Source organism: Sphingobium sp. L-44 (genome assembly GCF_056859495.1).
The window spans coordinates 131,633-156,590 of sequence record NZ_JBSXOQ010000089.1 but is presented as its reverse complement, the minus strand read 5'-3'; the positions used below and the strand labels follow the sequence as shown (position 1 = coordinate 156,590).

24 protein-coding genes are annotated in these 24,958 nt (G+C 65.8%); 11 read left to right on the top strand and 13 right to left on the bottom strand.

The genetic code is table 11. The features are described 5' to 3' along the window. Positions 1-9: 9 nt before the first annotated feature. The gene (sppA, locus tag AC13EK_RS12605; protein ID WP_069338196.1) at positions 10-1,893 is read right to left on the bottom strand and encodes a signal peptide peptidase SppA; all 1,884 of its coding nucleotides are present in this window, start codon (positions 1,891-1,893) and stop codon (positions 10-12) included. Positions 1,894-2,047: 154 nt separating this feature from the next. Between sppA and gpmA the strand changes: the two genes are divergently transcribed. From gpmA to AC13EK_RS12565, 8 genes are all read left to right on the top strand, one after another. After that, positions 2,048-2,734: a 2,3-diphosphoglycerate-dependent phosphoglycerate mutase gene (gene gpmA, locus AC13EK_RS12600; RefSeq protein WP_069338195.1), complete on the top strand. Its 687-nt coding sequence runs from the start codon at positions 2,048-2,050 to the stop codon at positions 2,732-2,734. Positions 2,735-2,986: 252 nt separating this feature from the next. Then, positions 2,987-3,475 (top strand): 5-(carboxyamino)imidazole ribonucleotide mutase, encoded by a 489-nt coding sequence (purE, locus tag AC13EK_RS12595; protein WP_026108770.1) that lies wholly within the window; start codon positions 2,987-2,989, stop codon positions 3,473-3,475. Between the two features lie 8 nt (positions 3,476-3,483). Further along, positions 3,484-4,554, top strand: coding sequence for a 5-(carboxyamino)imidazole ribonucleotide synthase (locus tag AC13EK_RS12590; protein WP_069338194.1), 1,071 nt, complete (start codon positions 3,484-3,486; stop codon positions 4,552-4,554). Between the two features lie 127 nt (positions 4,555-4,681). Continuing rightward, a complete protein-coding gene (locus AC13EK_RS12585) occupies positions 4,682-5,176 on the top strand; it encodes a dihydrofolate reductase (RefSeq protein ID WP_069338193.1) in 495 nt (164 codons plus the stop codon). 137 nt (positions 5,177-5,313) lie between these two features. Beyond that, positions 5,314-6,240 carry a bifunctional riboflavin kinase/FAD synthetase gene (locus AC13EK_RS12580; RefSeq protein ID WP_069338192.1) on the top strand — a complete coding sequence of 309 codons (927 nt, stop codon included), beginning with the start codon at positions 5,314-5,316 and terminating at the stop codon, positions 6,238-6,240. Between the two features lie 151 nt (positions 6,241-6,391). Continuing rightward, positions 6,392-9,298, top strand: a complete 2,907-nt coding sequence (gene ileS / locus AC13EK_RS12575) for an isoleucine--tRNA ligase (protein WP_069338191.1) — start codon at positions 6,392-6,394, stop codon at positions 9,296-9,298. After that, complete coding sequence (lspA, locus tag AC13EK_RS12570; RefSeq protein ID WP_004212370.1) at positions 9,295-9,807, top strand: signal peptidase II; 513 nt, start codon at positions 9,295-9,297, stop codon at positions 9,805-9,807. Before ileS ends, lspA begins: the two co-directional genes overlap by 4 nt. Further along, positions 9,807-10,241 (top strand): DUF3035 domain-containing protein, encoded by a 435-nt coding sequence (locus tag AC13EK_RS12565; protein WP_069338190.1) that lies wholly within the window; start codon positions 9,807-9,809, stop codon positions 10,239-10,241. The genes lspA and AC13EK_RS12565 overlap by 1 nt, the downstream gene beginning before the upstream one ends. A gap of 1 nt (position 10,242) precedes the next feature. Here the strand turns inward: AC13EK_RS12565 and AC13EK_RS12560 are convergent, their stop codons facing one another. The 11 genes from AC13EK_RS12560 to AC13EK_RS12510 all read right to left on the bottom strand — a co-directional run bounded on the left by AC13EK_RS12560 (position 10,243) and on the right by AC13EK_RS12510 (position 20,322). Further along, entirely contained in the window at positions 10,243-10,572 is a 330-nt protein-coding gene (locus AC13EK_RS12560; protein ID WP_069338189.1) for an ArsR/SmtB family transcription factor, read from the bottom strand. Then, the gene (locus AC13EK_RS12555) at positions 10,559-11,014 is read right to left on the bottom strand and encodes an SRPBCC family protein (protein WP_069338188.1); all 456 of its coding nucleotides are present in this window, start codon (positions 11,012-11,014) and stop codon (positions 10,559-10,561) included. Before AC13EK_RS12555 ends, AC13EK_RS12560 begins: the two co-directional genes overlap by 14 nt. 64 nt (positions 11,015-11,078) lie before the next feature. Further along, positions 11,079-12,554 carry a DUF4403 family protein gene (locus AC13EK_RS12550; RefSeq protein ID WP_139150075.1) on the bottom strand — a complete coding sequence of 492 codons (1,476 nt, stop codon included), beginning with the start codon at positions 12,552-12,554 and terminating at the stop codon, positions 11,079-11,081. 84 nt (positions 12,555-12,638) lie between these two features. Further along, complete coding sequence (gene dxs / locus AC13EK_RS12545; protein WP_069338186.1) at positions 12,639-14,558, bottom strand: 1-deoxy-D-xylulose-5-phosphate synthase; 1,920 nt, start codon at positions 14,556-14,558, stop codon at positions 12,639-12,641. A gap of 10 nt (positions 14,559-14,568) precedes the next feature. Beyond that, a complete protein-coding gene (locus AC13EK_RS12540) occupies positions 14,569-15,591 on the bottom strand; it encodes an AAA family ATPase (protein ID WP_069338185.1) in 1,023 nt (340 codons plus the stop codon). Then, the gene (pnuC, locus tag AC13EK_RS12535; protein WP_017499241.1) at positions 15,588-16,157 is read right to left on the bottom strand and encodes a nicotinamide riboside transporter PnuC; all 570 of its coding nucleotides are present in this window, start codon (positions 16,155-16,157) and stop codon (positions 15,588-15,590) included. The genes AC13EK_RS12540 and pnuC overlap by 4 nt, the downstream gene beginning before the upstream one ends. Before the next feature lie 10 nt (positions 16,158-16,167). Further along, complete coding sequence (locus tag AC13EK_RS12530) at positions 16,168-16,635, bottom strand: Fur family transcriptional regulator (protein ID WP_017499240.1); 468 nt, start codon at positions 16,633-16,635, stop codon at positions 16,168-16,170. A 44-nt stretch (positions 16,636-16,679) separates the two neighbouring features. Then, on the bottom strand, positions 16,680-17,009 hold the full coding sequence (locus AC13EK_RS12525; protein ID WP_010339052.1) for a DUF423 domain-containing protein: 330 nt from the start codon (positions 17,007-17,009) through the stop codon (positions 16,680-16,682). After that, positions 17,006-18,808 carry a cation:proton antiporter domain-containing protein gene (locus AC13EK_RS12520; RefSeq protein ID WP_004212381.1) on the bottom strand — a complete coding sequence of 601 codons (1,803 nt, stop codon included), beginning with the start codon at positions 18,806-18,808 and terminating at the stop codon, positions 17,006-17,008. The genes AC13EK_RS12525 and AC13EK_RS12520 overlap by 4 nt, the downstream gene beginning before the upstream one ends. Beyond that, positions 18,808-19,230 carry an iron-sulfur cluster assembly scaffold protein gene (locus AC13EK_RS12515; protein WP_017499237.1) on the bottom strand — a complete coding sequence of 141 codons (423 nt, stop codon included), beginning with the start codon at positions 19,228-19,230 and terminating at the stop codon, positions 18,808-18,810. Before AC13EK_RS12515 ends, AC13EK_RS12520 begins: the two co-directional genes overlap by 1 nt. A 195-nt stretch (positions 19,231-19,425) precedes the next feature. After that, positions 19,426-20,322 (bottom strand): LysR family transcriptional regulator, encoded by an 897-nt coding sequence (locus AC13EK_RS12510; protein WP_004212385.1) that lies wholly within the window; start codon positions 20,320-20,322, stop codon positions 19,426-19,428. Positions 20,323-20,421: 99 nt separating this feature from the next. Here AC13EK_RS12510 and AC13EK_RS12505 point away from each other — a divergent pair, with 99 nt between their 5' ends. The 3 genes from AC13EK_RS12505 (at position 20,422) to AC13EK_RS12495 (ending at position 23,133) form a co-directional block, all read left to right on the top strand. After that, positions 20,422-21,408: an aldo/keto reductase gene (locus AC13EK_RS12505; RefSeq protein WP_069338184.1), complete on the top strand. Its 987-nt coding sequence runs from the start codon at positions 20,422-20,424 to the stop codon at positions 21,406-21,408. Between the two features lie 97 nt (positions 21,409-21,505). Next, a complete protein-coding gene (locus tag AC13EK_RS12500) occupies positions 21,506-21,961 on the top strand; it encodes a YaiI/YqxD family protein (protein WP_037507162.1) in 456 nt (151 codons plus the stop codon). Further along, positions 21,961-23,133 carry a BaiN/RdsA family NAD(P)/FAD-dependent oxidoreductase gene (locus AC13EK_RS12495; protein WP_069338183.1) on the top strand — a complete coding sequence of 391 codons (1,173 nt, stop codon included), beginning with the start codon at positions 21,961-21,963 and terminating at the stop codon, positions 23,131-23,133. The genes AC13EK_RS12500 and AC13EK_RS12495 overlap by 1 nt, the downstream gene beginning before the upstream one ends. Here the strand turns inward: AC13EK_RS12495 and AC13EK_RS12490 are convergent. Then, the gene (locus AC13EK_RS12490) at positions 23,130-24,848 is read right to left on the bottom strand and encodes an ATP-binding protein (protein WP_277788319.1); all 1,719 of its coding nucleotides are present in this window, start codon (positions 24,846-24,848) and stop codon (positions 23,130-23,132) included. The genes AC13EK_RS12495 and AC13EK_RS12490 overlap by 4 nt on opposite strands. Positions 24,849-24,958: the final 110 nt, after the last annotated feature.

Below are 24,958 nucleotides of genomic sequence, written 5' to 3'. Positions count from 1 at the left end.
GGCCTGGCGTCAGTGCCAGGCTGCCCCCAGCAACGCCAGCCACCCGCGCGCATCCGCCTGGTTTGCAGGCCTGGGGGCGCCATAGCCGCGGCATTCCAGGCAGTCGGCGCGCACGCCCGCGCCGCTCACCAGTCCGCGCACATCGGCGACGGCCTGCAGCGCCCAGCGCTGCTGCAGCTTCGCCTCGCGGCCGATCAGGTCGCGCGGCGCGCCGGCATCATCCTTCTCGCGGTCGGCGATCGACTGGATGAACTCGGCGAACTTGTCCGGCTGCTTCTCTATCCAGTAGGGCTTGGCCTTGGCCGGATCGATCTTGGCGCGGCGCGCCGCTTCGGCAATCGCGTCGTTGAGGTCGCCGAACCGGTCAATGAGGCCGATCTGGCGGGCGGTGCCACCGTCCCAGACGCGGCCCTGGGCGATGGTGTCGATCTGCGCAGGCGTCTTGTGCCGCGCCTGCGCGACCAGGCCAACAAACCGGCGATAAATATCCTCGACCCCCATCTGCATGATCTGGTCGAATTGCGGGGTGGTGCCGCCGGCAATGTCGGGCTGGCCCGACAAGGGCGTGGTGCGCACGCCGTCGGTGGTGATGCCCATCTTGGCCAGCGTGCCCTCGAAGCTCGGGATGATGCCGAACACGCCGATCGACCCGGTGATGGTATCGGGTTCGGCAAAGACGATGTCGGCCGGGGTCGAGACCCAATAGCCGCCGCTGGCCGCGACATTGCCCATCGACACGACGATCGGCAGGCCGCCGGACTTGGCCTCCATGATGGCGCGGCGGATCTTCTCCGACGCCTGCACCGATCCGCCCGGCGAATCAACGCGCACGACCAGGGCCTTCAAGTCCTTCTCGTCCAGCGCCTTGAGCAACAGGTCGGAAATCGTGTCGCCCGCCGCGGTGCCGGGGCCGGCCTCGCCATCTACAATGTCGCCGGCCACGGTCAGCACGCCGATCTGCCCGTCATTGGCGGGCTTCCTGGCCTTCACATAGGCGGCATAGTCGATCGCGGCATAATCAGTGTCGTCCTTGTCGGACGGGTCGCCCGCAACCTTGGCCACGCGCTCTTCAAAGGCGTCCTGATCGCCCAGCTGGTCGACCAGCCCGGCGGCCAGCGCAGCCTTGGCCATGTCACCGCCGGCAGCGCTGGCGGCGGCGGCGGGATCGGCGGCATAGGTCGCGACCTTCGCCTTGGGCCGCGCCCTGGTCACGTCGTCCTGCCAGTTCTGCCACAGCGCGCCGGCCAGTTCCTGATTGGCCTGCTTGGCGGCGGGCGACTGGTCGGCGCGGATATAGGGTTCGACGAAGCTCTTGTAGGTGCCGACGCGATAGACATGGGTGTTGACGCCCAGCTTGTCGATCAGCCCCTTATAATAGAGGCCGGAGCCGCCGCGTCCGGCGATGGCGACGCCGCCCATCGGGTCGACCCAGGCTTCGCTGGCATGGGCCGCGAGCTGGTAACTGTCGTCGCTATAGAGGGTGGCAAAGGCGAAGACCGGCTTCTTGGCGGCGCGCACCGCGTCCAGCGCCTTGCCGACTCGGGCGATCGCGACCTGACCGCCGCCGGTGAAATCGTCGAGGTCGAGCACGACCGCCTTCACCTTGTCGTCGGTGCGGGCGGCGTCGAGCGCGGTCAATATGTCGGACAGGCGATATTCCTTCGCCTGGTCGCCCGAGCCCGACAGGATGGCGGTGGCGCTAACCTCGGCCGGTTGTTCGACGATGCTGCCGTCAAGGTCGAGCAGCAGCGCGCCGCTGCCGATCGGCTTGGCCGGCTTGGGCGAGAAGGAGAGAGCGGCATAGAGCAGCCCGAAGAAGAGCAGGAGGAACAGGAGCACCAGTCCGTCCTTGATCGCGACCAGGATGCGCCACGCGCCCTTCACAAATGCCAAATCGCCATTCCTTTTCCGTTGGTCGTCCCGAGCTATCGCATCGCCGGTTTGACTGCAATGTGGGCTTGTCCTGACCCGCGACAAGCTTGCGCCCATAATTTTGCCCGCTATGGCAGGCGCATCTTTCGCCCCTATCGTGCAGGAGACACGCCCGATGCCCACGCTCGTCCTCATCCGCCATGGTCAGTCGACCTGGAACCTGGAAAACCGCTTCACCGGCTGGTGGGATGTCGACGTGACGGAAAAGGGCGTGGAAGAGGCACGCGCCGCCGGTCGCCTGCTCAAGGAAAAGGGGCTGGATTTCGATCAATGCTATACCTCGGTCCAGAGCCGCGCGATCAAGACGTTGAACCTGGTGCTGGAGGAAATGGGGCGGCTGTGGCTGCCGGTCGAGAAGGACTGGCACCTGAATGAACGCCATTATGGCGGCCTGACCGGCCTCAACAAGGCCGAGACCGCGGCCAAGCATGGCGATGCGCAGGTGAAGATCTGGCGCCGCAGCTTCGACGTTCCGCCGCCGGTGCTGGAAGCGGGCAGCGAGTTCGACCTGTCGAAGGACCGCCGCTATGACGGCATCGCCATCCCGTCGACCGAAAGCCTGAAGGACACGATCGCCCGCGTGCTGCCCTATTGGGAATCGGTCATCGCGCCCGACCTGAAGGCTGGCAAGCGCGTCGTCATCTCCGCCCATGGCAATTCGCTGCGCGCGCTGGTTAAGCATCTGTCGAACATCCCCGATGACGAGATCACCGAACTGGAAATCCCGACCGGCCAGCCGATCGTCTATGAACTGGCCGACGATCTGACCGCGACCGATCGCTATTATCTGTCGGAACGGTAAGAGCGCCGTTCGTCCTGAGCGAAGTCGAAGGACTGGCTGAGCTTGGCGAAGCCACTTCACTTCGTTCAGTGCCGGGCTTCGACTTCACCTTTGGTGAAGTTTATCCTGAGCGCCTGCTGCAAGCAGGCAGTCGAAGGACTCAGCCCGAACGGAATTTTAATGTCCATAACAATTGCCCCTTGGCGGCCCGGCCGCTAAGGGGCTTTGCTTTCCGGGCAGGCCGGTGGGCCGCCCCATCAGGGGAAGCAAATTATGAGCGGGGCAGTGGAAGTCGGCATCATCATGGGCTCGCGCTCCGACTGGGAGACGATGCGTCATGCCGCCGAGACGCTGGAAGCGCTGGGCGTCGCCCATGAGTGCAAGGTCGTGTCCGCCCATCGCACCCCGCAGCGCCTCTATGATTATGCCACCAGTGCCGCCGGCCGCGGCCTCAAGGTCATCATCGCCGGTGCTGGCGGGGCCGCCCATCTGCCGGGCATGGCCGCGTCGATGACCCGCCTGCCGGTGCTGGGCGTGCCGGTGGAATCCAAGGCGCTGAAAGGCATGGATTCGCTGCTGTCCATTGTTCAGATGCCCGGCGGCATCCCGGTCGGCACGCTGGCGATCGGCAAGCCCGGCGCGATCAATGCCGGCCTGCTCGCCGCGTCGATCCTGGCGACGCATGACGATGCTCTGGCTGAGCGGCTGGACGCCTGGCGCGCGCGCCAGACCGACGCCGTCGCCGAAACCGTCGAGGACTGATCCCGATCATGACGACCATTGCCCCCGGCGCCACCATTGGCATCCTTGGCGGCGGCCAGCTTGGCCGGATGATCGCCATGGCCGCGGCCCAGCTTGGCTATCGCACCCACATCTACGCGCCCGAGGAAAGCGGCCCCGCCGCCGATGTCTCGCCGAGCTGGACCCAGGGCGCCTATGAGGATGCCGCCGCGCTCGCCGCCTTTGCCGAGGGCGTGGATGTCGTCACCTATGAGTTCGAGAATATCGATCCGTCGGCGGTCGAGGTGCTGGCGAGCCATGGGCTGGTCCGTCCCGGCGCCGGTGCGCTGCGCGTCGCGCAGGATCGTCTGGCCGAAAAGCGCTTCGTCGCCGATCTGGGCGGCCTGACCGCGCCCTTCGCGCCGGTCGACAGCCTGGACGATCTGGAAACCGCGATCGAGACGATCGGCAGCCGCGCGATCCTCAAGACCAACCGCATGGGCTATGACGGCAAGGGCCAAGCCCGGATCAACGAGCCGGGCGATGCGGTCGGCGCCTGGAACGCGATTGGCCGCCAGCCCGCGATCCTCGAAGGCTTCGTGACCTTCGATCAGGAATATTCGGTGATCCTGGTGCGTGGCGCCGACGGCGCGGTGCGCTTCTGGGATTCGGCCGCCAACGTCCATGTCGACGGCATCCTCGCCACTTCGACCGTGCCGGCCGGCTCGCTGATCGAGGGGCAGTTGCCCGCCGCCCGCGCGCTCGCCAAGCAGGTTGCCGATGCGCTCGACTATGTCGGCGTGCTGACGCTGGAATTCTTCGCCAGCGCCGACGGCCCTGTGTTCAACGAAATGGCGCCCCGCGTCCATAATAGCGGTCACTGGACCACCGAGGGGGCGCTCACCAGCCAGTTCGAGAACCATGTCCGCGCGATCTGTGGCCTGCCGCTCGGCGATACGGGCCTGGCCGCCCGGCAGGTCGAGATGCGCAACCTGATCGGCGACGATGCTGCGGAATGGCTGGCGATCCTGTCCGACCCGGAAAATCATCTCCACTTCTATGGCAAGCATGAGGCGCGTCCGGGCCGCAAGATGGGGCATGTGACGCGGTTGTCGCTTTAATCTATTCACGTCGTCATCCCCGCGAAGGCGGGGATCCATCTCACGCGTTCGCCCCATTGGCTTGGTTCGGTGATGGATTCCCGCCTGCGCGGGAATGACGAGATTTTTTGGCGGAGGAAGCGCGATCATGAGCGAGCAGCCGGACATCGTCCTGATCCTGGCCCGCGCCGACAATGGCGTGATCGGCCGGGATGGCGATCTGCCCTGGCGACTGCCGGCCGACCTCAAGCATTTCAAGGTGCTGACCGCCGGCCATCCGATGCTGATGGGACGCAAGACATTCGACAGCCTGCCCGGCCTGCTGCCTGGCCGTCGCCATATCGTGCTGACCCGCGATCTGGAATGGACGGGTGAGGGGGCGGAGGTCGCCCATGATGTCGACGCGGCGATCGCGCTGGCCAACGCGCCGGTGCTGATGGTGATCGGCGGCGCGGAAATCTATCGCCTGTTCCTCGATCGGGCCGACCGGATCGAACTGACCGAGGTGCATGTTGACGCCGAAGGTGACACCCATATCGCCTATCCCGATCCGGCGGACTGGCGCGAGACAGCGCGCGCGGATCATCCCGCGCAGGACGGGCGCCCGGCCTACAGCTTCGTGACGTTCGGCCGTCGCCCGTAAATCTTCCGTCATTGCGAGCGTAGCGAAGCAATCCACCGACGCACATGGATTGCTTCGCTACGCTCGCAATGACGACAGGGATGTGTGGACGTGATCGCCAATTGCCACGCCCTGTGTGTCACCCTATAGCCCCGGCCATGGAGCGGCTTACCAGCAATGCCCCGATCCCTGCGCATCTGCGCGGCGGCGTCATGGCGCTTGGCAATTTCGACGGCTTTCATGCCGGCCATCAGGCGGTGGTCGGCCGCGCGATCGCGCGTGCGCGGGCGGAGGGGCGGCCGGCGATCGTCGCCACCTTCGATCCGCATCCCATGCGCCTGTTCCAGCCCGATACGCCGCCCTTTCGCCTGACCACGCTGGACCAGCGCCAGGCGCTGTTCGCGGCCGCCGGGGCCGACGCGATGCTGGTGTTCGACTTCACCCGCGAACTCGCCGCGCTCGACCCGGCCGGCTATGTCCGCCTGCTGGTGGAGCAACTGGGCGTCGCCGCCGTCGTCACGGGCGAGGATTTTACTTTCGGCAAGGGCCGCAGCGGCACGATCGCCAGCTTCGGCGAACTGGGCCTGCCGGCCGAAGCGGTCGCACCGGTCATGGACGCGGAGGGAGTGATCAGCTCCAGCCGCATCCGCGCCGCATTGCAGGCCGGCGATTGCGCCACTGCCACCCGCCTGCTGACGCGCCCCTTCACGATCCAGGGCATGGTCCAGCATGGCGACAAGCTTGGCCGCACCATCGGCTTCCCGACCGCCAATATCGATCTTGGCCCCTATCTGCGCCCGGCGTTCGGCATCTATGCCGTGCGCGGGCTGCTGGCCGATGGCCGGGTGCTGGACGGCGCCGCCAATCTCGGCATCCGCCCGACCTTCGATCCGCCCAAGCTGCTGCTGGAACCGCATTTCTTCGATTTCGCCGAAAGCCTCTACGATCAGAGCATTGAGGTGCAGTTGATCCACTATCTCCGCCCGGAAGCGAAATATGACGGCCTCGACCCGCTGATCGCGCAGATCGCACGCGACTGCGACGACGCGCGGCAAATCCTTGCGGGAACGCCTTACCTCGCGTAGGGCGACGCTTCCACTTTTCCCGTTCGTGTCGAGCGAAGTCGAGACACGCGGCCGAGCGGAGCCGAGGCCCGGTTAGAGCCCTCGCTTCCCTCGGGCCGGCCCTTCGACTTCGCTCAGGGCGAACGGATTCATAAACTTGCACGGACATTCGATGACCGACCAGCCCGATTACAAAAGCACCGTCTTCCTTCCCGTCACCGACTTCCCGATGAAGGCCGGCCTCGCGCAGAAGGAACCGGCGATTGCCGCGCGCTGGGCGGCGATGGATCTTTATGGCAAGCTGCGCGAGAAGCGCGCCGGCCGCGAACGCTTCATCCTGCATGATGGCCCGCCCTACGCCAATGGCGACATCCATATGGGCCATGCGATGAACAAGGTCTTGAAGGACATCATCGTTCGCAGCCAGTCGCTGCTCGGCAAGGATGCGCCCTACGTGCCCGGCTGGGATTGCCACGGCCTGCCGATCGAATGGAAGATCGAGGAGGAATATCGCAAGAAGAAGCTGAACAAGGATGAGGTGCCCGCCGCCGAATTCCGCGCCCAGTGCCGCGCCTATGCCGACAAATGGGTGGACGTGCAGAAGGAGCAGTTCAAGCGTCTGGGCGTGATGGGCGACTGGGCCGATCCCTATCTGACCATGAAGTTCGATGCTGAAGCCACCATCGTGGGCGAGCTTCTGAAGTTCGCGGAAAGCGGCCAGCTCTATCGCGGCGCCAAGCCCGTCATGTGGTCCCCGGTCGAAAAGACCGCGCTGGCCGAAGCGGAAGTGGAATATGAGGACATCACCTCGACCCAGATCGACGTGGCGTTCGAGATTGTCGAAGCGCCGAACGCGCCCGAACTGCTCGGCGCCCATGCGGTGATCTGGACCACGACGCCCTGGACGATCCCGGTCAACCAGGCTTTGGCTTATGGGCTGGAGGTCGAGTATGTGACGGTTTGCTCGCGTTTTGAACGCGGTCTTTGGGCAGGTCGTAAATTCGTCGTGGCCAAGGAACTGCTTGGTTCCTTCGTTAGTCGCCTCGATCGGACCATCAAGGCGCAATTTGCTGCTGACTTCCCGGAAGAGGAAATTCCTGAAGTTCAGTTTGAAAATACTCCGGCATTCAAAGGCTCCGACCTCGCCGGAGCCGTCGCGCGTCACCCGATGCACGCGCTTGGCGGCTTCTTCGCCAAGCCGCGTCCGTTTCTCGCGGGTGATTTCGTCACGACCGACGCGGGTACCGGCCTCGTCCATATGGCGCCCGACCATGGCGAGGACGATTTCGCACTGTGCAAGGCGAACGGCCTGAACCCCGTCTTCGCGGTCGAGGGCGACGGCAAATATCGCGCCGACTGGCTGTGGCTGGGCGGGCAGGGGTCGGTCATCAACCCCAAATTCGTCGGCAAGGATGGGCCGATCTGTTCGGACCTGCGCGAAGCGGGCGCGCTGCTCGCCGCGTCGGACGATTTCAAGCACAGCTATCCGCACAGCTGGCGCTCCAAGGCGAAGATCATCTTCCGCTGCACCCCGCAATGGTTCATCCCGATGGACAAGCCGCAGGAAGGCGTGGTGGCCGATGTCGATGGCGGCGTGATGCCGACCCCGATCGTCACCGGCAACGGCCCGACCCTGCGCGAAATCGCGCTCGACGCGATCGAGCATACGCGCTGGGTGCCGGAGCGTTCGACCAACCGTATCCGCTCCATGGTCGAAGGCCGTCCCGACTGGGTCATCAGCCGCCAGCGCGCCTGGGGCGTGCCGATCGCCCTCTATGTCCATCGCAAGACCGGCAACTATCTAGTTGATAAGGCGGTCAATGGCCGCATCATCGAAGCGTTCAAGGGCGCCGGCGCGGACGCTTGGTTCGGCGCGGATCATCAGGCGCTGCTCGGTCCCGATTACGACCTCGCCGACTATGAGGTCGTGAACGACATTCTCGACGTCTGGTTCGACAGCGGCTCGACCCACAGTTTCGTGGTCGAGGGCCGCTATGGCGAGGGCACCCGCGCCGATCTCTATATCGAAGGGTCGGACCAGCATCGCGGCTGGTTCCAGTCCTCGCTGCTGGAAAGCTGCGGCACCCGTGGCCAGGCCCCCTACAAGGCGGTGCTGACCCATGGCTTCGCGCTCGACGGTTCGGGCAAGAAGATGTCCAAGAGCCTTGGCAATGTCGTCGATCCGCTCAAGATCATGGCCGAAAGCGGTGCCGATATCCTGCGCGTCTGGGTCGCCAGCACCGACTATTTCGATGACGTCCGCATCGGCAAGGAAGTGCTGGCCGGTTCGTCCGATGCCTATCGCAAGCTGCGCAACACCTTCCGCTACATGCTCGGCGCCCTGTCCGACTATGATGAGAGCGAGGCGGTGTCCTATGCCGAGATGCCGGAGCTGGAGCGCTATATGCTCCACCGTCTGGCCCAGCTCGACGCGGAACTGCGCGCGGTGGTCGACAAGGCGGCGAAGAGCGAGAACTGGCTGGAATTCAGCCGCTACACCCGCGCGATCTTCGACTTCGCGAACAGCGACCTGTCGGCCTTCTTCTTCGACATCCGCAAGGACTGCCTCTATTGCGATGCGAAGTCGGACCCCAAGCGTCGCGCCTATCGCACCTTGCTCGATACTTTGTTCCACGCGCTGGTCCGCTATGTCGCGCCGATCATCCCCTTCACCGCTGAGGAAGTATGGCAGAGCCGCTTCCCAAGTGACGAGGATAGCGTTCATTTCCTGGAATGGCCGGAGGTCGACCATCGCTGGATCGACAATCATCTGAACGACAAGTGGGCGGAGCTGCGCGACCAGCGCGAGCAGGTCAACGAGGCGATCGAGCCCTTCCGTCGCGAGAAGGTGATCCGCTCCAGCCTGGAGGCCGACGTCACCATGGGCGAAATGCTGCCCAGCGACGGTGTGAACTTCGCCGAAATCGCCATCGTCGCCCGGATCGAGATGGGCGTGGGCGACGGCATCATCGTCAAGCCCACCGAGTGGCACAAGTGCGGCCGCTGCTGGCGCCTGCTGCCCGAGGTCGAGGAAGATGGCACGCTGTGCAACCGCTGTGACGAGGTGTTGAAGGCATGAGTGCCATCAACCATCGCCCGCTGGGGCTGACGGTCGCGATCGTCACCCTCGCGCTCGACCAACTGGTCAAATATACCGTCACCTATCCCCTCGCGCTGCAGAGCCGGGCGGATGCGGGGATCGAGATATTGCCCTTCTTCCGCCTGCGCTGGCTGGAAAATCGCGGCGTGTCGATGGGCTTCTTCCATGCCGACAACGACACGATGCGCTGGATGCTGGTCGGCATGACCATGTTGATCGCCGGCTTCGTGGGCGTGTGGATGTGGCGCGAAAAGGCGCGGTCGGACGTCGCGGCGCTCGGCCTGGTGCTGGGCGGCGCGATCGGCAATATCGTCGACCGGATGCGGCTGGGCTATGTCGTCGACTATGCCGACCTGCATTTCGGCGAATGGCGCCCCTTCCTGATTTTCAACCTGGCCGACGCGGCCATCACGTTCGGCGTGCTGATCCTGCTTGCGCGGGCGCTGCTGCTGCGCGAGAAGGGCGCAAAGACGGAGACCCTGAAGTAATGCGTAAACTGATCCTCGCCGCCGGCCTTGTTGCAACCCTGTCGGCGTGCGGCGGCGGTGGTAACGGCCTGCTCAATCGTGGCCGTCCCGACGAGTTCGCTGTGACGCGCCAGGCGCCGCTGGTCGTGCCGCCCGATTTCGCGCTGGTCCCGCCCGCGCCGGGCACCCCGGCTGCTGCCACGGTCGATTCGAGCCGCGCCGCACAGGAAGCGCTGTTCGGCGGTCCGGCCCCGCGCAGCGCATCGGAAAGCGCGGCGCTGAATTCGGCTGGCCGTGGCACCGCCGCCGCCGGCATCCGCTCGCAGGCGGGTGATCCGGATACCGAAGTGGTCGACAAGGGCGCCACCACCCGCGACATCATCGCTGCGCCGGAAGGCGACGGCCAGGACGCCCGTGCCGCCACCGGCACGCAGACGACCCCGCCGCAGCAATAATCTATGGGGAAGGGGGCGGATCGTCCCTTTCCGCAAAAGCCTTGAGCAGGGCGAGCGTGCCATCCCATTGCGCGCCGACCCGGCCGAGCCAGTCCTGCGCCGCCGCAACCGCCTCCCGGCGCAGCGCGAAATGCACTTCCCGCCCCTGCTTGCGCCTGCGCACCAGCCCGGCGCCGTGCAGCACATCCAGATGCTTGGCCACCGCCTGACGGCTGATTGGCAGGCCTTCGCCCAGTTGCACAATCGAGCGCCCATTGCCGTCGCCCAACCGCGCGATGAGCCCCAGGCGCGTGGGATCGCCCAGTGCGGCGAAAATCTCAGCCGGTGACATGGTCGCGGATATTCTTCACCTGTTCCGCCCAGCCGCCGTCATTGTCGCGCATGACATTGGTCCGGCGCGGTTCGGGCACCGCATCGAACCCGCTTTCGGTGACGGTCAGGCGGGTGCCGCCGTTGATCGGCTCCAGCACGAACTCCACCAGCGTCCATTCGGGCACCGGCACGCCGCTCTCCATCAGCGCCTTGTCGCCGCCGGTCGCAGGCCATTCATAGGCAAAACGGGTCATCGGCTCGATCGCCACGACCCGCGCTTCCCAGCGATAATCCTCATAGCCCGGATAGGTCATATGCCCGGTCGAGGGCTGGCCGATGGCAAAGGGCTGGTCCAGCGCGACGCGGAACCAGGTGCCGAATTGCGCATGGTCGGTCAGGGCGTCCCATACCCGTTCTACCGGCGCGGCGATGTCGATCGTCTTGATGATGCTGTCGGTCATGATAGGCAACCTCCTGATTGGCTATATGCGCCTCATGGCAGGAATATGCAACTATATGGTTGCGCTATAGCGGCCCGCCGGCGTAGCGGATCGAGGCTCGTCCGGTTGCCCGCACGGGTAGATACAGGCCCTGGCCATAGGCACTGATCTCGCCGATTTCGGCATCGTCCAAACGCGCACTGATACGGAAATGCGGGGTTTTGCGTTCGCCGATGGCGCGCCGGATCTTGCCCTTCAACTCCTCCAGATCATGGGTGAAATTCTGGCTGAGCGCGCCGGCGATGACGTTGGAAAAGGCGGGGCTTCCCGCCAGCGCGATCAGGATGTCGCCGCCAATGCCGTCGCTGTTGCCGGTCACCTGCAAATCCTCGAAATGGACCAGCGCAGAATTGGGCTGGTTGACGGGGCGGGCGGTTAGCCAGACGGTGCCATGGGTGTCTCCTACCTTGCCGCTTGCCGGACGCGCTGCGAGCGTGACGCCCACCGCAATGCGGTTGCCCGTCGTGCCATAGGCCGTCAGCTTGTCGAAGCGCGCGATGATAGGGCCTAGCTTTGGCAAATCGAACGGGCGCGCGGCGCGCTTGTGCAGGGCGCGCAGGATGACCGGCTCCAGCTGCGCATAATCGGCCCGCACCGGCAGGAAGAAATGCAGCGCGTCATTGATCGGCGCACGCGCTGGCGGTGGCAGTCCGGTCGGTTGCGGATCGACCGGCCGGTCGCCGACCACGGTTTCGGTCAGCGCCTCGATCCCCAGCCGGAAGCGCAGTTGGGCGCCGCTGTTGCCATAGCCGTCGAACAGGAAGCGTTGCGGCGTGATGCGCATCCATACCGGCGGATCATGGTCGTTGAGCGAAAGGCTGGTAAAGGCCGCGCGCCACAGCCGTTCGATCTTGCTGCGCAGGTCGAGCTTGGCCAGTTCGTGCGGCAATTGTCGTTCGAGGTCGCGCAGAACCGGCGCGATCTTGCGGTCGACCTTGTCGGCGAAGGTGATGCGCTGGCCGAGGAAATCGATGCCGGGCGTCTGGGTCCAGTCATAGCTGAGCTTCAGCGTGCCGTGAGGGCGCCACTGGTCATCGATGCCGAGCTGAATCCGGGCATGGGCCATGGCGTCGCCGGTGGCCGTCTCGCCCTTCAGCAATCCGGCAATGTCGCGCGCGCTGACCTGCGCATGGATCGGGATGTCGGCGATCAGGTCGCGCCCATTGCCGCGCAGGTGGATCGGCCCGCGCGTGACCGCGCCGATAATGTGGCAGTCGATCGGCGGTGTCACCCTGATCTGCTTGCCTAGCAATTTGACCCGCTTGGGCTGGACGCAGCGCGTGCCTGGCCGGTCGATGCGCCAGAGCTGGCGCGGCATGGCCCGGTCGATCGCCTGGGCAATCCGGGCCCGGTCGATTTCCACCGGGACACTGATGATCGAAGATGCGCTGGTCGCCGGCACGGGATCATTGGCGCGCGGCGGCGGCTCCACCGCCTGTTTCTGTGAACAGGCGGCGAGCAGCGGCAGGAGCAGCAGCCAGCGATGATGTCGACCCGGCAATGCTCTGCCCAACCGCCTTCTCCCGGACATGGTCCAGCGAAAGGCAGGCTAGGGCAGTTGGTTGAGGAGGTCCAGCGCGGACCTTCAGGCTCGCGCTTCCTCCACGCCGGCGCTGTTGTGGCGCAGCGCCGTCAGCACCGTGTCGACGATCGCATCGGCATCCAGCCGCGCGTCGGCATATTGCTGTTCGGGCTTGTCCTGATCCTGGAAGATGTCGGGCAGGCGCATGGTGCGGATCTTGAGGCCATTGTCAGTCAGGCCAAGATCGCTCGCCAGCGTCAGGACATGGGCGCCAAGGCCGCCGATCGACCCTTCCTCGATCGTCACCGCCACCTCATGGGTGGTCAGCATCCGGCGGATCAGCGCCTCGTCCAGCGGCTTGGCGAAGCGCAGGTCAACGACAGAGGCCGACAGGCCCTTGGCCTCCAGCGTGTCGGCGGCCTTCATCGCTTCTTCCAGCCGGGTGCCGAGCGACAGGATCGCGACCTGGCGTCCTTCGCGCACGACGCGGCCCTTGCCGATCTCCAGCGCTTCAGGAACCTCGGGCATGGCGACGCCGGTGCCGTTGCCGCGCGGATAGCGCACCGCGATCGGCCCGCTGTCATGCATGGCGCAGGTGTGGACCATGTGCGTCAGCTCCGCCTCGTCGGCGGCGGCCATCACGACGAAATTGGGCAGGCTGGCGAGATAGGTGACGTCGAAGCTGCCGGCATGGGTGGAGCCGTCGGCGCCGACCAGACCGGCGCGGTCGATGGCGAAGCGCACGGGCAGGTTCTGGATCGCGACATCATGCACCACCTGGTCATAGGCGCGCTGCAGGAAGGTCGAATAGATGGCGCAGAAAGGCCGCATCCCCTGCGCCGCGAGGCCGGCGGCGAAGGTGACGGCATGCTGTTCGGCGATCCCGACGTCGAAGGTCCGGTCGGGGAAGGCCAGTTCGAACTTGTCGAGCCCCGTGCCCGACGGCATGGCGGCGGTGATCGCGCACACGCGCGGGTCGCGCTCGGCCTCGGCTATCAGCGCCTGGGCGAAGACATTGGTATAGCTGGGCGGACCCGGAGGTGCCTTGGCCTGGGTGCCGGTGATGACGTCGAACTTCTGCACGCCATGATATTTGTCGGCGGCCGCCTCTGCCGGGCCATAGCCCTTGCCCTTCTGGGTCACGACATGGATCAGGCACGGCCCTTCGGCCGCATCGCGGACATTTTCCAGCACCGGGATCAGATGTTCGAGATTATGGCCGTCGATCGGGCCGACATAATAGAAGCCCAGTTCCTCGAACAGAGTGCCGCCGGTCGCCATGCCGCGGGCAAACTCGTCGGTCTTCTTGGCCGCCTTGTGCAGCGGGCGGGGCAGCTTGCGCGCCAGCTTCTTGGCCATGTCGCGCAGGCCCAGAAACTCGCGGCTCGACACCAGCCGGGCGAGATAGGCGGACAGGCCACCGACCGGGGGCGCGATCGACATGTCATTGTCGTTGAGGATGACGACCAGACGGTTGCCGGCCTCGCGCGCATTGTTCATCGCCTCATAGGCCATGCCGGCCGACATGGCGCCGTCGCCGATCACGGCGATGCCCTTGCCGGGCTTGTCCTGCATCTTGTTGGCGACGGCAAAGCCCAGCGCCGCGCTGATCGAGGTCGAGCTGTGCGCCGCGCCGAACGGGTCATATTCGGATTCGGCGCGCTTGGTGAAGCCACTGAGGCCGCCGCCCTGGCGCAGCGTGCGAATGCGATCGCGCCGGCCGGTCAATATCTTGTGCGGATAGCATTGATGGCCCACGTCCCAGACCAGCTTGTCGTTGGGCGTGTCGAACACATAATGGATGGCGGTGGTCAGTTCCACGACACCCAGGCCCGACCCCAGATGGCCGCCGGTCACGCCGACGGCGGCGATGGTTTCGGCGCGCAGTTCATCGGCCAGCTGGCGGAGCTGGTCGGGCTGCAGCTTGCGCAGGTCGGCGGGGATATTGACGGTGTCGAGCAACGGCGTGGACGGATTGGACATGGGGAACTGCCTACTCGCTTTCCTGCGCCAAGTCGAACCCTGACGTCATGCAGGGGGGCGCCAAATCTTCAATCAGGGAAACGGCGCGGGTGAAACGACTGTCCCAATCCCCGCCGACCGAAGCCCAGGTAACGCCGCTGTCGATCAGCACGTTCCGGCTGATATCGGCAAATCGCGCCCGCACCGGATCGTCGCCATAGAGGCGCGTGCCATCGTCGATCCAGGCGACATCGGGTTCCAGCAGCAGATAGAGGTCGGCCTTCGGGTAAGCGAGCAGCGCGTCGGGCGCATGGCCGATCATCATCTCGGCCCAGGCCGCCGTCATCAGCGCGTCGGTGTCGGCGAACAGGCGACGGTTCGCCAGTCGCTGGCCGGCGGTGATCGTCGCGGACTGGGCGGCACCGATCAGCAGCAGGTCGGCCTCGTTCATATCGACACTGTGAACTTCAGCCTGGGCGCGGCCATATTCGGGCACCCAGATCGTGTCGAAATGCCGGGCGAGCCGTTCGGCCAGCACCGACTTGCCGGTGCTTTCGACGCCATGCAGTACGATCGTCCGGGTGAAATGCGCGCGGACCGGCGGCGCGATCCAGCGCCACTGCCCCCAGGGATCGGCACGCACGACGCTGGCGGACAGGCCACCCAGTCCGTTCTGGTCCGCACCCAATATGCGGGCACCCAGCGGCACGAAGCTGCCGCCGACTTCCTGCGCGAGCCGCAGCCCATAGGCTTCGCCGGCGAACAGCAGGTCGATCGGCTCGGGATGGGCCTGCGCCACGATGGCCCGCCAGATCGGCCAGAAGTCGGCGGAGTCTTCAGGCGCCTGCGGCACGACCGCATCATGGCCGATGACCCGGCACCCCGGCGCCAGTTCGCGCATCCATTGCAGCCGCAGTGGACCGGGGATCGGATCGCCCGGCAACCAGCAGACCAGGATGGTGAGTTCGTCCACCATCGCCCGCGCACAGTCGATCAGCATCTGATGGCCGGCATGGGGCGGCATGAACTTGCCGAGCAGGAAGCCGCGGGTCATGCCGGCGCACGGTCCATCGTGCGGCGCCAGGCGATCAGGCCCCATAGCGCGATGAAGAAGAAGATGGCGTAGAGGATCGACGTCGCGGTCAGGCCGCGGCTCCAGAACAGGCCGGTGGCAAGGGCATCGACCGCCACCCACAGAACCCAGCTTTCGACCTTGCGCTGCGACTGCAATATCTGCGCGGCGACGCTCATGCCGGCGATCATGGCGTCGGCGAAGGGCGCGGCGGCGTCGGTGAAGCGCGCCATGCCCAGGCCCCAGGCCAGGCTGGCGAGCGCAGTGCCCGCGATCCAGGCGAGGCGGGCCGGAACGCTAAGGCGCGCCACCGCTATGCCGCCGTCGGCGACCTTCTCGCTATGCACCCAGTTCCACCAGCCATAGGCGTTGATCACCAGGAAGAAGATTTGCAGCAGCGCGTCGCTGTAGAGCTTCGCCTCGAAAAAGACGAAGAAATAGAGCGCGACCATGGCGATGCCGAACGGATAGTTCCACAGCGAACGGCGCGCCACCAGCACGACATTGATCAGGCCCAGCGCGGCTGCGACCCATTCGATGATGGTCATGAACCGCCCGTCAGTGGCAGGCGCTGCAGGTGCCGCGCACCTCGATCACCGGCCGCACCGGCGCGAAGCCGGCCTTTTCAGCCACCGACCGCAGCGATCCGGTGATGGGATCATTGTCGATATGCGTCACCTGGCCGCAACTGTCGCAGACCAGGAAGATGCAGTCATGATGGCAACCGGGATGCGCGTTGGCGATATAGGCGTTCGCGCTTTCCACCCGCATCGCGATATTGTTCGCTACGAACAGGTCGAGGATGCGGTAGACGCTATTGGGCGCGACCCGCTTGCCGCGTGCCTTGGACACGGTGTCGGCGATATCATAGGCCGATGCCGGCTTTTCTTCGGCTGCCAGCGCGTCGAAGATGGCGGCGCGCATCGGCGTCCACTGCTCATCCTTCGCCTCCAGCGTAGCCTGCGCCGCGTCGGCCAGCTTCTTGCCGGTGGGTTCCTGATGATGATGGTGCGAATGATCTGCCATGGCGATTATCTAGGCGTGTCCACCTGCGGCGGCAAGTGGCTGGGTCAGCCCCGCTGCCAGTAGTTGAAGGCGGCCCAGAGCCAGCCGCCGATCATCATCGCGCCGCCGATCGGCGTCACCGCGCCCAGCCAGCGCGGGCAGCCCAGCGCCATGGCATAGAGGCTGACGGCAAAGATCGCCGCGCCGATCAGTAGCAACAGGGCGCCGCCGCGCGTGATGCCCATGATCGTCAGGACCGCGACGGCATGGATCAGCTGATAGAGTCCGCCGGTGCGCAGCCACTCCGCCGCCTGCGGGCTGGCGGCGCCATGGGCGCCAAAGGCACCGGCAGCAATGGCGAGCGCTGCCGACAGGGCGGCCAGAATGGCGATCATGCTTCTTCTCCATCTCCGCGCGCGCGCAGGCGCATGCCCCGGCCGGGGCGGTACATCAGGTCCTTGGCCGCCAGCAGATTCCCATGCTCGATCTGCAGGGCGAGGCGCTGGCCGTCATTCTCGCGATATTGGCGCTCGACTTCCTCGACCTCTTCGGGCGGCACACCCAGCGTCTGCATCGCCTGGACGCCCATGCAGATGGCCGATTCGAATACTTCCCGCACCACGCCGGCCAGTTCGATATCCTGCATCGCCAGGATCTGGCGACGATCGAACACGCGCGCCATCAGCGCGGCCTGGGGGAAGGCTTCGGCAATGGGCTGCAGCACACGGCCATCCAGCGAAGGATCGTCGATGCAGAAGGCGATCAGCCGGGCTTCGTCGGCACCGGCGCGGCGGAGCAGGTCGATCCGCGTGCCATCGCCATAATAGACCTTCATGTCGAAGCGGCTCGACACCTCGATCTGGGCGGGCTTCTTGTCGATCAGCACGACGCCGAAGCCATGGCCCATCAGCATCTGGGCCACGGTCTGGCCGAACCGGCCATAGCCCACGATGATGGCGCTGCCGCGCGGCGCATCCTCCGGCCCCGGCAGGTCGTCGCGATCCTTGGGCTGGGCGAATTCGAAGCGGCGGGCAAACAGCATCAGGAAGGGCGTGGTCGCCATGGAGAAGGTGACGATCGCGCTGAACAGGCTCGCCGCCTGCGGTGCGATCAGATAGGCATTCTGCGCCTGGGCGAAGAGGACGAAGCCGAATTCACCGCCTTGGGAGAGTAGCAGGCCGGCGCTCAGCGCCTGTTGCCAGGCCATGCCGAACAGCCGGGCGAGCAGGGCGATGATCGCGGTCTTGGCGGCCACCAGCATCGCCGCCATGCCGATGACGAACAGGGGATTGGCGGCGACGGCGCGCAGGTCCAGCACCATGCCGACGGCCAGGAAGAAGAGGCCGAGCAGGATGGAGCGGAACGGCTCGACGTCGGATTCGATTTCGTGGCGATAGGGCGAGTCGGCCAGCATCACGCCCGCGACGAAGGCGCCAAGCGCGGTCGAGAGATGCAGGCTGTGCATCACAGATGCGGCGGCCAGCACGGTGAACAGGCCGACCGCAACGAACAGTTCGCGCTCGCCCTGCCGACCAACCAGGTTGAGCAACGGCCGCAGGATGAAGCGGCCGGCCAGCACCAGCCCGGCGATCGCGGCGACGGTATAGCCGGCCAGCACCCATCCGGGCGGACCGCCAGCGTCTGCCGGATTGCGGGAGAGGGCGGCGACGATGGTGATCAGCGGGACGATCGAGAGATCCTGGAACAGCAGGATCGAGAAGACCTTCTCACCGAAGGGCGAGTTGATGCGGCCGCTGCTCTTGAGGCTGGGCAGCACCTGCGCGGTTGAGGAGAGGGCGAGCGGCAGGCCGAGCGCGATCGCGGCGCCCCAGGTGAAGCCGGTCGAGTAGAAGATGATGGCGATGAGGGCGAGGCCGCACAGCACGACTTGTGCCAGGCCGAGCGCGAAGATGTCGCGCTTCAGTCGCCACAGGCGCGCGGGATGGAGTTCGAGGCCGACGAGGAAGAGCAGCAGGACGATGCCGATTTCGGCAATGGCGAGCTTCGATTCCGCGCCGCCGACCAAGCCCAGCCCTTGCGGGCCGACCAGCGCGCCGGCGACCAGATAGCCCAGCACCGCACCCAGGCCGAAGCGGCGGAACAGCAGGACGAAGGCCACGGCGACGCCGAGCAGGATCACGCCTTCGGACAGGAGAACGTCGGTGGCCGACATGGCGGTTTCCGCGACCGGCATCAGGCGTCCGCCATCCGCGCGGCTTCGGCGATCGCCTCGAAGCCCAGACGGATCGAGGGGTGGCGCGCGGGATAGCCGCGGGCCGGCGCCAGCACTGCAAGGCCGGGCCAGAAATCCAGATCCTCGCTCTCGCCCGACAGATAGGCGGCCAGCTTGTCGCGTGCCTCCGCCAGTTCGTCAGCAGTCAGGCCGATCGCCTGCGCCGCCATCAGCGCGGCGGAGGCCTGGCCCAGGGCGCAGGCCTTCACGTCCAGGCCCATTTCGGCGAGCCTGCCGTCGGCCATGCGGACATCGGCCGTAATGCGCGAGCCGCAGGTCGGCGATCGCTTTTCCACGCTGGCCTGCGGATCGGCCAGCCGCTGGTGGTGCGGAATGCTCGCGGCGAGGCGAAGAATGTCGTTATTGTAGAGGGATGCGCTCATTATCCCTCCATGTAGGACAGTTATCGCCGCGGGAGAAGGCGGCAAAATGGCCTAGGGTCAATCGACATTCAGCCCTGACGGCCTGCAAATGGCGGCCTTCCGCACTTCCAGTGCTCACGTACTTTAAGTACGCTGCGCTCCGGATTACGGAAAACCACCATTTTCGTCACGTCATCATCTGAATGTCGATCGCCCCTAGGGGCCGCGATAGCGCAGCGCGTCGACCAATATGCTGAAGGCGGCGGCGGGCTGGCGGCGGCTGGGATAATAGAGATGATAGCCGGCAAAGGGCGGGCACCAGTCCTCCAGCACCGGGATCAGCCGGCCTTCGTCGATATCCGCGCGCACCTGATCCTCCATCACGAAGGCGAGGCCGAAGCCGGCGAGGGCGGCGCGGCGGATCATCTCGATGCTGTTGAAGGCCAGTTGCCCCTCCACCCGCACCCGGATTTCATGGCCGTCCTTTTCCAGTTCCCAGGCATAAAGGCCGCCGGCGCTGCGCAGGCGCAGATTGATGCAGTCATGAGCGGCCAGATCCTGCGGCGTGCGCGGCACCGGGCGGCTGGCGAAATAGGCGGGCGCGCCGACCACGATCATGCGCAGGTCCGGGCCGATGCGCACGGCGACCATATCCTTGGCGATCGCCTCGCCCAGCCGCACGCCAGCATCGAAGCGTTCCTTGACGATGTCGACAAAGCCGGAATCGATGCTCAATTCGACATGGATGTCGGGATAGCGCGGCAACAGCCGTTGCAATGCTGGCCAGACGACCGTGTTGCTGGCATGTTCGGCGGCAGTGATGCGGATCGTGCCGGCCGGCCGTTCGCGCAGGTCGCCGAGCGAAGCCAGTTCGGTCGCGATGCTGTCGAGCGCCGGGCGCAGCGTGGCGGACAGGCGATCGCCGGCCTCGGTCAAGGAGACGCTGCGGGTGGTACGGGTGAGCAGGCGCACGCCCAGGCGCGTTTCCAGCCGCCTTATGGTATGGCTGAGCGCGGACTGCGACGTGCCGAGCAGCGCGGCCGCTCGGGTGAAATTGCCGGTGTCGGCGACCATCAGGAAGGCGTTGAGGTCGACCAGCTCTTCGCGCCGCATTCATGAACTCCGGATATAAAGTCTTGCCGCTTTTATGATCTAATCCGCCGCTTGGCGACAGCCTATCTTCCGTTCGGACATCAAATCGGAGTGACCGCTATGGAAAAGCGACTTTTGGGCAAGAGCGGGCTGGAGGTTTCGGCCATTGGCCTGGGCTGCATGGGCCTCAACTTCGGCTATGGCACCGCCGTCAGCCAGGATGAAGGGATCAAATTGATCCGTGCGGCTGTCGACTTCGGCGTCACCTTCTTCGACACGGCGGAGGTCTACGGCCCCTATACCAACGAGGAAATGGTCGGCGCCGCGCTGGCGCCGGTGCGCGACCAGGTGGTGATCGCCACCAAGTTCGGCTTCGACATCGGCGCCGGTCTTGGCGCGCTCAACAGCCGGCCGGACAATATCCGCGCGGTGGCGGACGCCTCGCTCAAGCGGCTGGGTGTCGAGGTGATCGATCTTTTCTACCAGCATCGCGTCGATCCGGCCGTGCCGATCGAGGATGTGGCGGGGGTGGTCAAGGATCTGATCGCCGAGGGCAAGGTCAGGCATTTCGGCCTGTCCGAGCCGTCGGCTGCGACGGTCCGCCGCGCCCATGCGGTGCAGCCGGTCGCCGCGCTCCAGAATGAATATTCGCTCTGGACCCGTGGCCCGGAAACCAACGGCATCCTTGAAACCTGCGAGGAACTAGGCATCGGCTTCGTGCCCTACAGCCCGCTCGGCAAGGGGTTCCTGACCGGCGCGATCGGCAAGGATACGGCGCTGGCCGAAGGCGATTTCCGCAACAGCCTGCCGCGCTTTGCCGCCGAGGCGCGGGAGAAGAACCTGGCGCTGGTCGATCTGCTCAAGGGCATCGCGGCCGAGAAGGATGCGACCCCGGCGCAGATCGCGATCGCCTGGCTGCTGGCGCAGAAGCCCTGGATCGTGCCGATCCCCGGTACCACCAAGCTGCACCGGCTGGAGGAAAATCTGGGCGCGGCCCAGGTCGAATTGAGTGATGCCGACCTGACCCGGATCCGCGCGGCGGCCGACGCCATCCCGGTCGAGGGCGAGCGCTATCCGCCGCATCTGCTCGAAATCGTCGGGCGCTGAGGACAGGATGGGCCGGGGGTTTCCCCGGCCCATTGCACGTTGCTCCCTGTCCGCCTATCGCCGCCGCGAACGGCCGGGACGAAAGGACAGCGCGGCGATGCACATATTGGTCGATGCCGACGCCTGCCCGGTGAAGGAGGAAATCTATAAGGTTGCCTTCCGCCATGGCGTGCCGGTCACCATCGTCAGCAACAGCCCGATCCGCATTCCGGCGCATGAGTTGATCGACCGCGTGGTGGTGAGCGACGGGTTCGACGCCGCCGACGACTGGATCGCCGAACGCGCCGGTGCCGATACGCTCTGCATCACCGCCGACATTCTGCTTGCCGACCGCTGCCTCAAGGCCGGGGCGGGGGTGATCGCGCCCAATGGCAAGCCCTTCACCAGCGCCTCGATCGGTAGCGCCATCGCGGTGCGGGCGATCATGGCGGACCTGCGCGCCGGCGCCGTGGGTGATCCGGTCGGCGGGCCGCCGCCTTTCTCCAAGACGGATCGATCCCGCTTCCTGTCCGCGCTGGACGAGGCCATCGTGCGGATGAAGCGGGGGCGGTGATGGGCGATTATGACGCGATAATCCTGGGCGCCGGCGCCGCCGGCATGATGTGCGCAGCGACCGCCGGCCAGCGCGGCCGCCGGGTGTTGCTGACCGACCATGCCGATGCGCCGGGCAAGAAAATCCTGATCTCCGGCGGCGGCCGCTGCAATTTCACCAACATCCATACCGCTGCCGATCGCTATCTGTCGGCCAATCCGCATTTCGCCAAATCGGCACTGGGCCGCTACACGCCGCAGGATTTCCTTACCCTGATCGGCCGTTATGGCATCACCTGGCATGAGAAGACGCTGGGCCAGCTTTTCTGCGACGGATCGGCGAAACAGATTGTCGCCATGCTGGCAGAGGAGTGCGCGGCCGGCAGCGTGACCATGGCGCTGGGCCAGCCGGTGACGGATGTCAGCCATGGCGATGGCCTGTTCCGCATCAAGCTGGGGGATCGCACCGTGTCCGCGCCGTCTTTGGTACTGGCGACCGGCGGTCCTTCCATCCCGAAACTCGGCGCGACCGGCTTTGCCTATGAGGTTGCGCGCCAGTTCGACCTCAAGGTGGTGCAGCCCCGGCCGGCGCTCGTGCCCTTCACCCTGGGGCCGGACGATGCGCTGTTCCAGTCGCTCTCCGGCGTCTCGGCCGAGGTGGAGGTGCGCTGGAACAAGACCCGGTTCCGCGAGGCGGCGCTCTTCACCCATCGGGGCCTCTCCGGCCCGGCGATGTTGCAGATTTCCTCCTATTGGGAGCATCGCACGCCGATCCACGTCAATTTCCTGCCCGACCTCGGCGTGGACTGGTTGCTGGACGAGAAACGCAATCGCCCGCGCACCGGCTTGCGGCGCGTGCTGGTCGAGCGCTTCCCCGAGCGCATGGCCGATGCCCTGCTCGAACGGATCGGCGCCAAGGGCGACCTTGGCAATCTGCCCGACAAGACCCTGCGCCAGATCGGCGAGCGGCTGGCGGGCTGGTCCTTCATACCGTCCGGCACCGAAGGCTATGCCAAGGCGGAGGTCACGGTCGGCGGCATCGCCACCGCAGGCCTGTCGTCGCGGACGATGGAAGCGGCCAAGGTGCCGGGCCTCTACGCCATTGGGGAGGCGGTTGACGTTACCGGCTGGCTTGGCGGCTATAATTTCCAATGGGCCTGGGCCAGTGGCTGGGCGGCCGGGCAGGCGCTCTAGGCGCGCCCCACCGTCTGGGCCTGCGCGGCTGCGATGCTGGCCTGAAGATGCTGACGGCGGAAGGGCTTGGAAAGGCGAGGGATATCCGGCGCGATCAGGTCGACGCCTTCATAGCCCGATATGATGAGCAACGCGATCTCGGGATGGTCGACGCGCAACCGCAGCGCCAGTTCGGCGCCGGTCATGCCGGGCATGATATGGTCGGTGACGACAATGTCGGGCCGGAAATCGGCGGCGATCATGCTGAGCCCCAGTTCGGCATTGTCGATGTCGACCACGTCATAGCCAAGGTCGGTCAGCATTTCCCGCGTGCCATGGCGGACCAGGGCATTGTCGTCGATCAGCAGCACCTTGCCTTGCGTTGCTGCGATCTCGCCGCCATCGCCATCCGCCACGATGGCCACCGGCTTCTGCTTCTCGATCGGCAGCCAGAGCTGGACTTCCGTGCCCTGGCCCACTTCACTGACGATTTCGAGCGCGCCACCCAACTGGCCAGCCAGGCCATGCGCCATCGACAGGCCAAGGCCGGTGCCATGGCCGACCGGCTTGGTTGTGAAGAAGGGCTCGGTTGCGGACGCCTTGACCGCCGGGGTCATGCCGATGCCGGTATCGGTGATGCGCAGGCAGACAAATTGGCCGGGAATCAGCGGCACGGGGAGGCGGCTCTTGCACCGCTCGGCGGAAATGATGACCTGCCCGCCGTTCGGCATGGCGTCGCGCGCATTGACCACCAGGTTGAGGATGGCCAGTTCCAACTGATGTCGATCGGCGCGCACCGGCGGCACATCCGGCGCGGCATCGACATGGAGAATGATCTGCGGGCCGACCGTGCTGACCAGCAAGGTTTGCATATTCTCCAGCGTCTCGGAAAGATTGACCGATGTCGGTTGCAACGGCTGGCGACGGCCAAAGGCGAGCAGCCGCTTGACCAGCGTCTGCGCGGTTTCCGCCGCCTGCATCGCGATATTGGCGGTACGGGCGACCGCTTCGGGGGATCGACCACCGGCGATGATCTGGTCCAGCCCGCCGATGATCGGCGTCAGCAGATTGTTGAAGTCGTGCGCGACATGCCCGGTCAACTGGCCCAGCACGTCCATCTTCTGGATTTGCCGCAGCTTGTCCTGCGCGCTTTCCAATTCGCTCGTGCGCTCGCGCACGCGCTGGTCCAGATGATCGTTCAAGGATTCGAGTGCGCTGAAGAGCCGGCCATTTTCGAGTGCGGTGGACGCGGCCCGCGCCAGCGCTTCGAGCAGCGAAATCTCGTTGTCGGTCGGCATCGCCGGTTCGGACCAATAGGCGCCCACGGCGGCGATCGGGTCGACCCGGCCGATCGGCACCATGATCATGCTGCGGACGAAGGTCTGGCTATAGGCGTCCACCGGCACCCGGACATCGTCGAATATGTCGGCGATGACCGCAGTTTCCTGGTTCAGCATCGCCCAGCCGGACACACAGGTTTCCGCCGGAAATCGTTGCCCGGCCCATAAAGGCGCCTTGGCGTCCTCGGCGATATAATGGCATTTGTCGCCGTCGCGCAGCACGACCGCGATACCGTCTGCGCCGACGGCGCGGCGGGCGAAGGCGCGCAGGACGGCGACCACCGCATCCAGGGACCGCGCGCCGGCCAGGGCTTCCATGGCCTCGGCCGCTATGGTCCAGCGGGCGGCGAGCGCCTTCTGCGTCGAATGGTCTTCCCGGCCATATGCTCCATCCATCGTGTGACCTCTGAAGTGGAAGGGAATCGCACTATATCATCGATCAGACGGGCAGGGGAAATGGAGATTTGTCAGTAGGTTAAGACTAGGTATGATTACATAATATACGC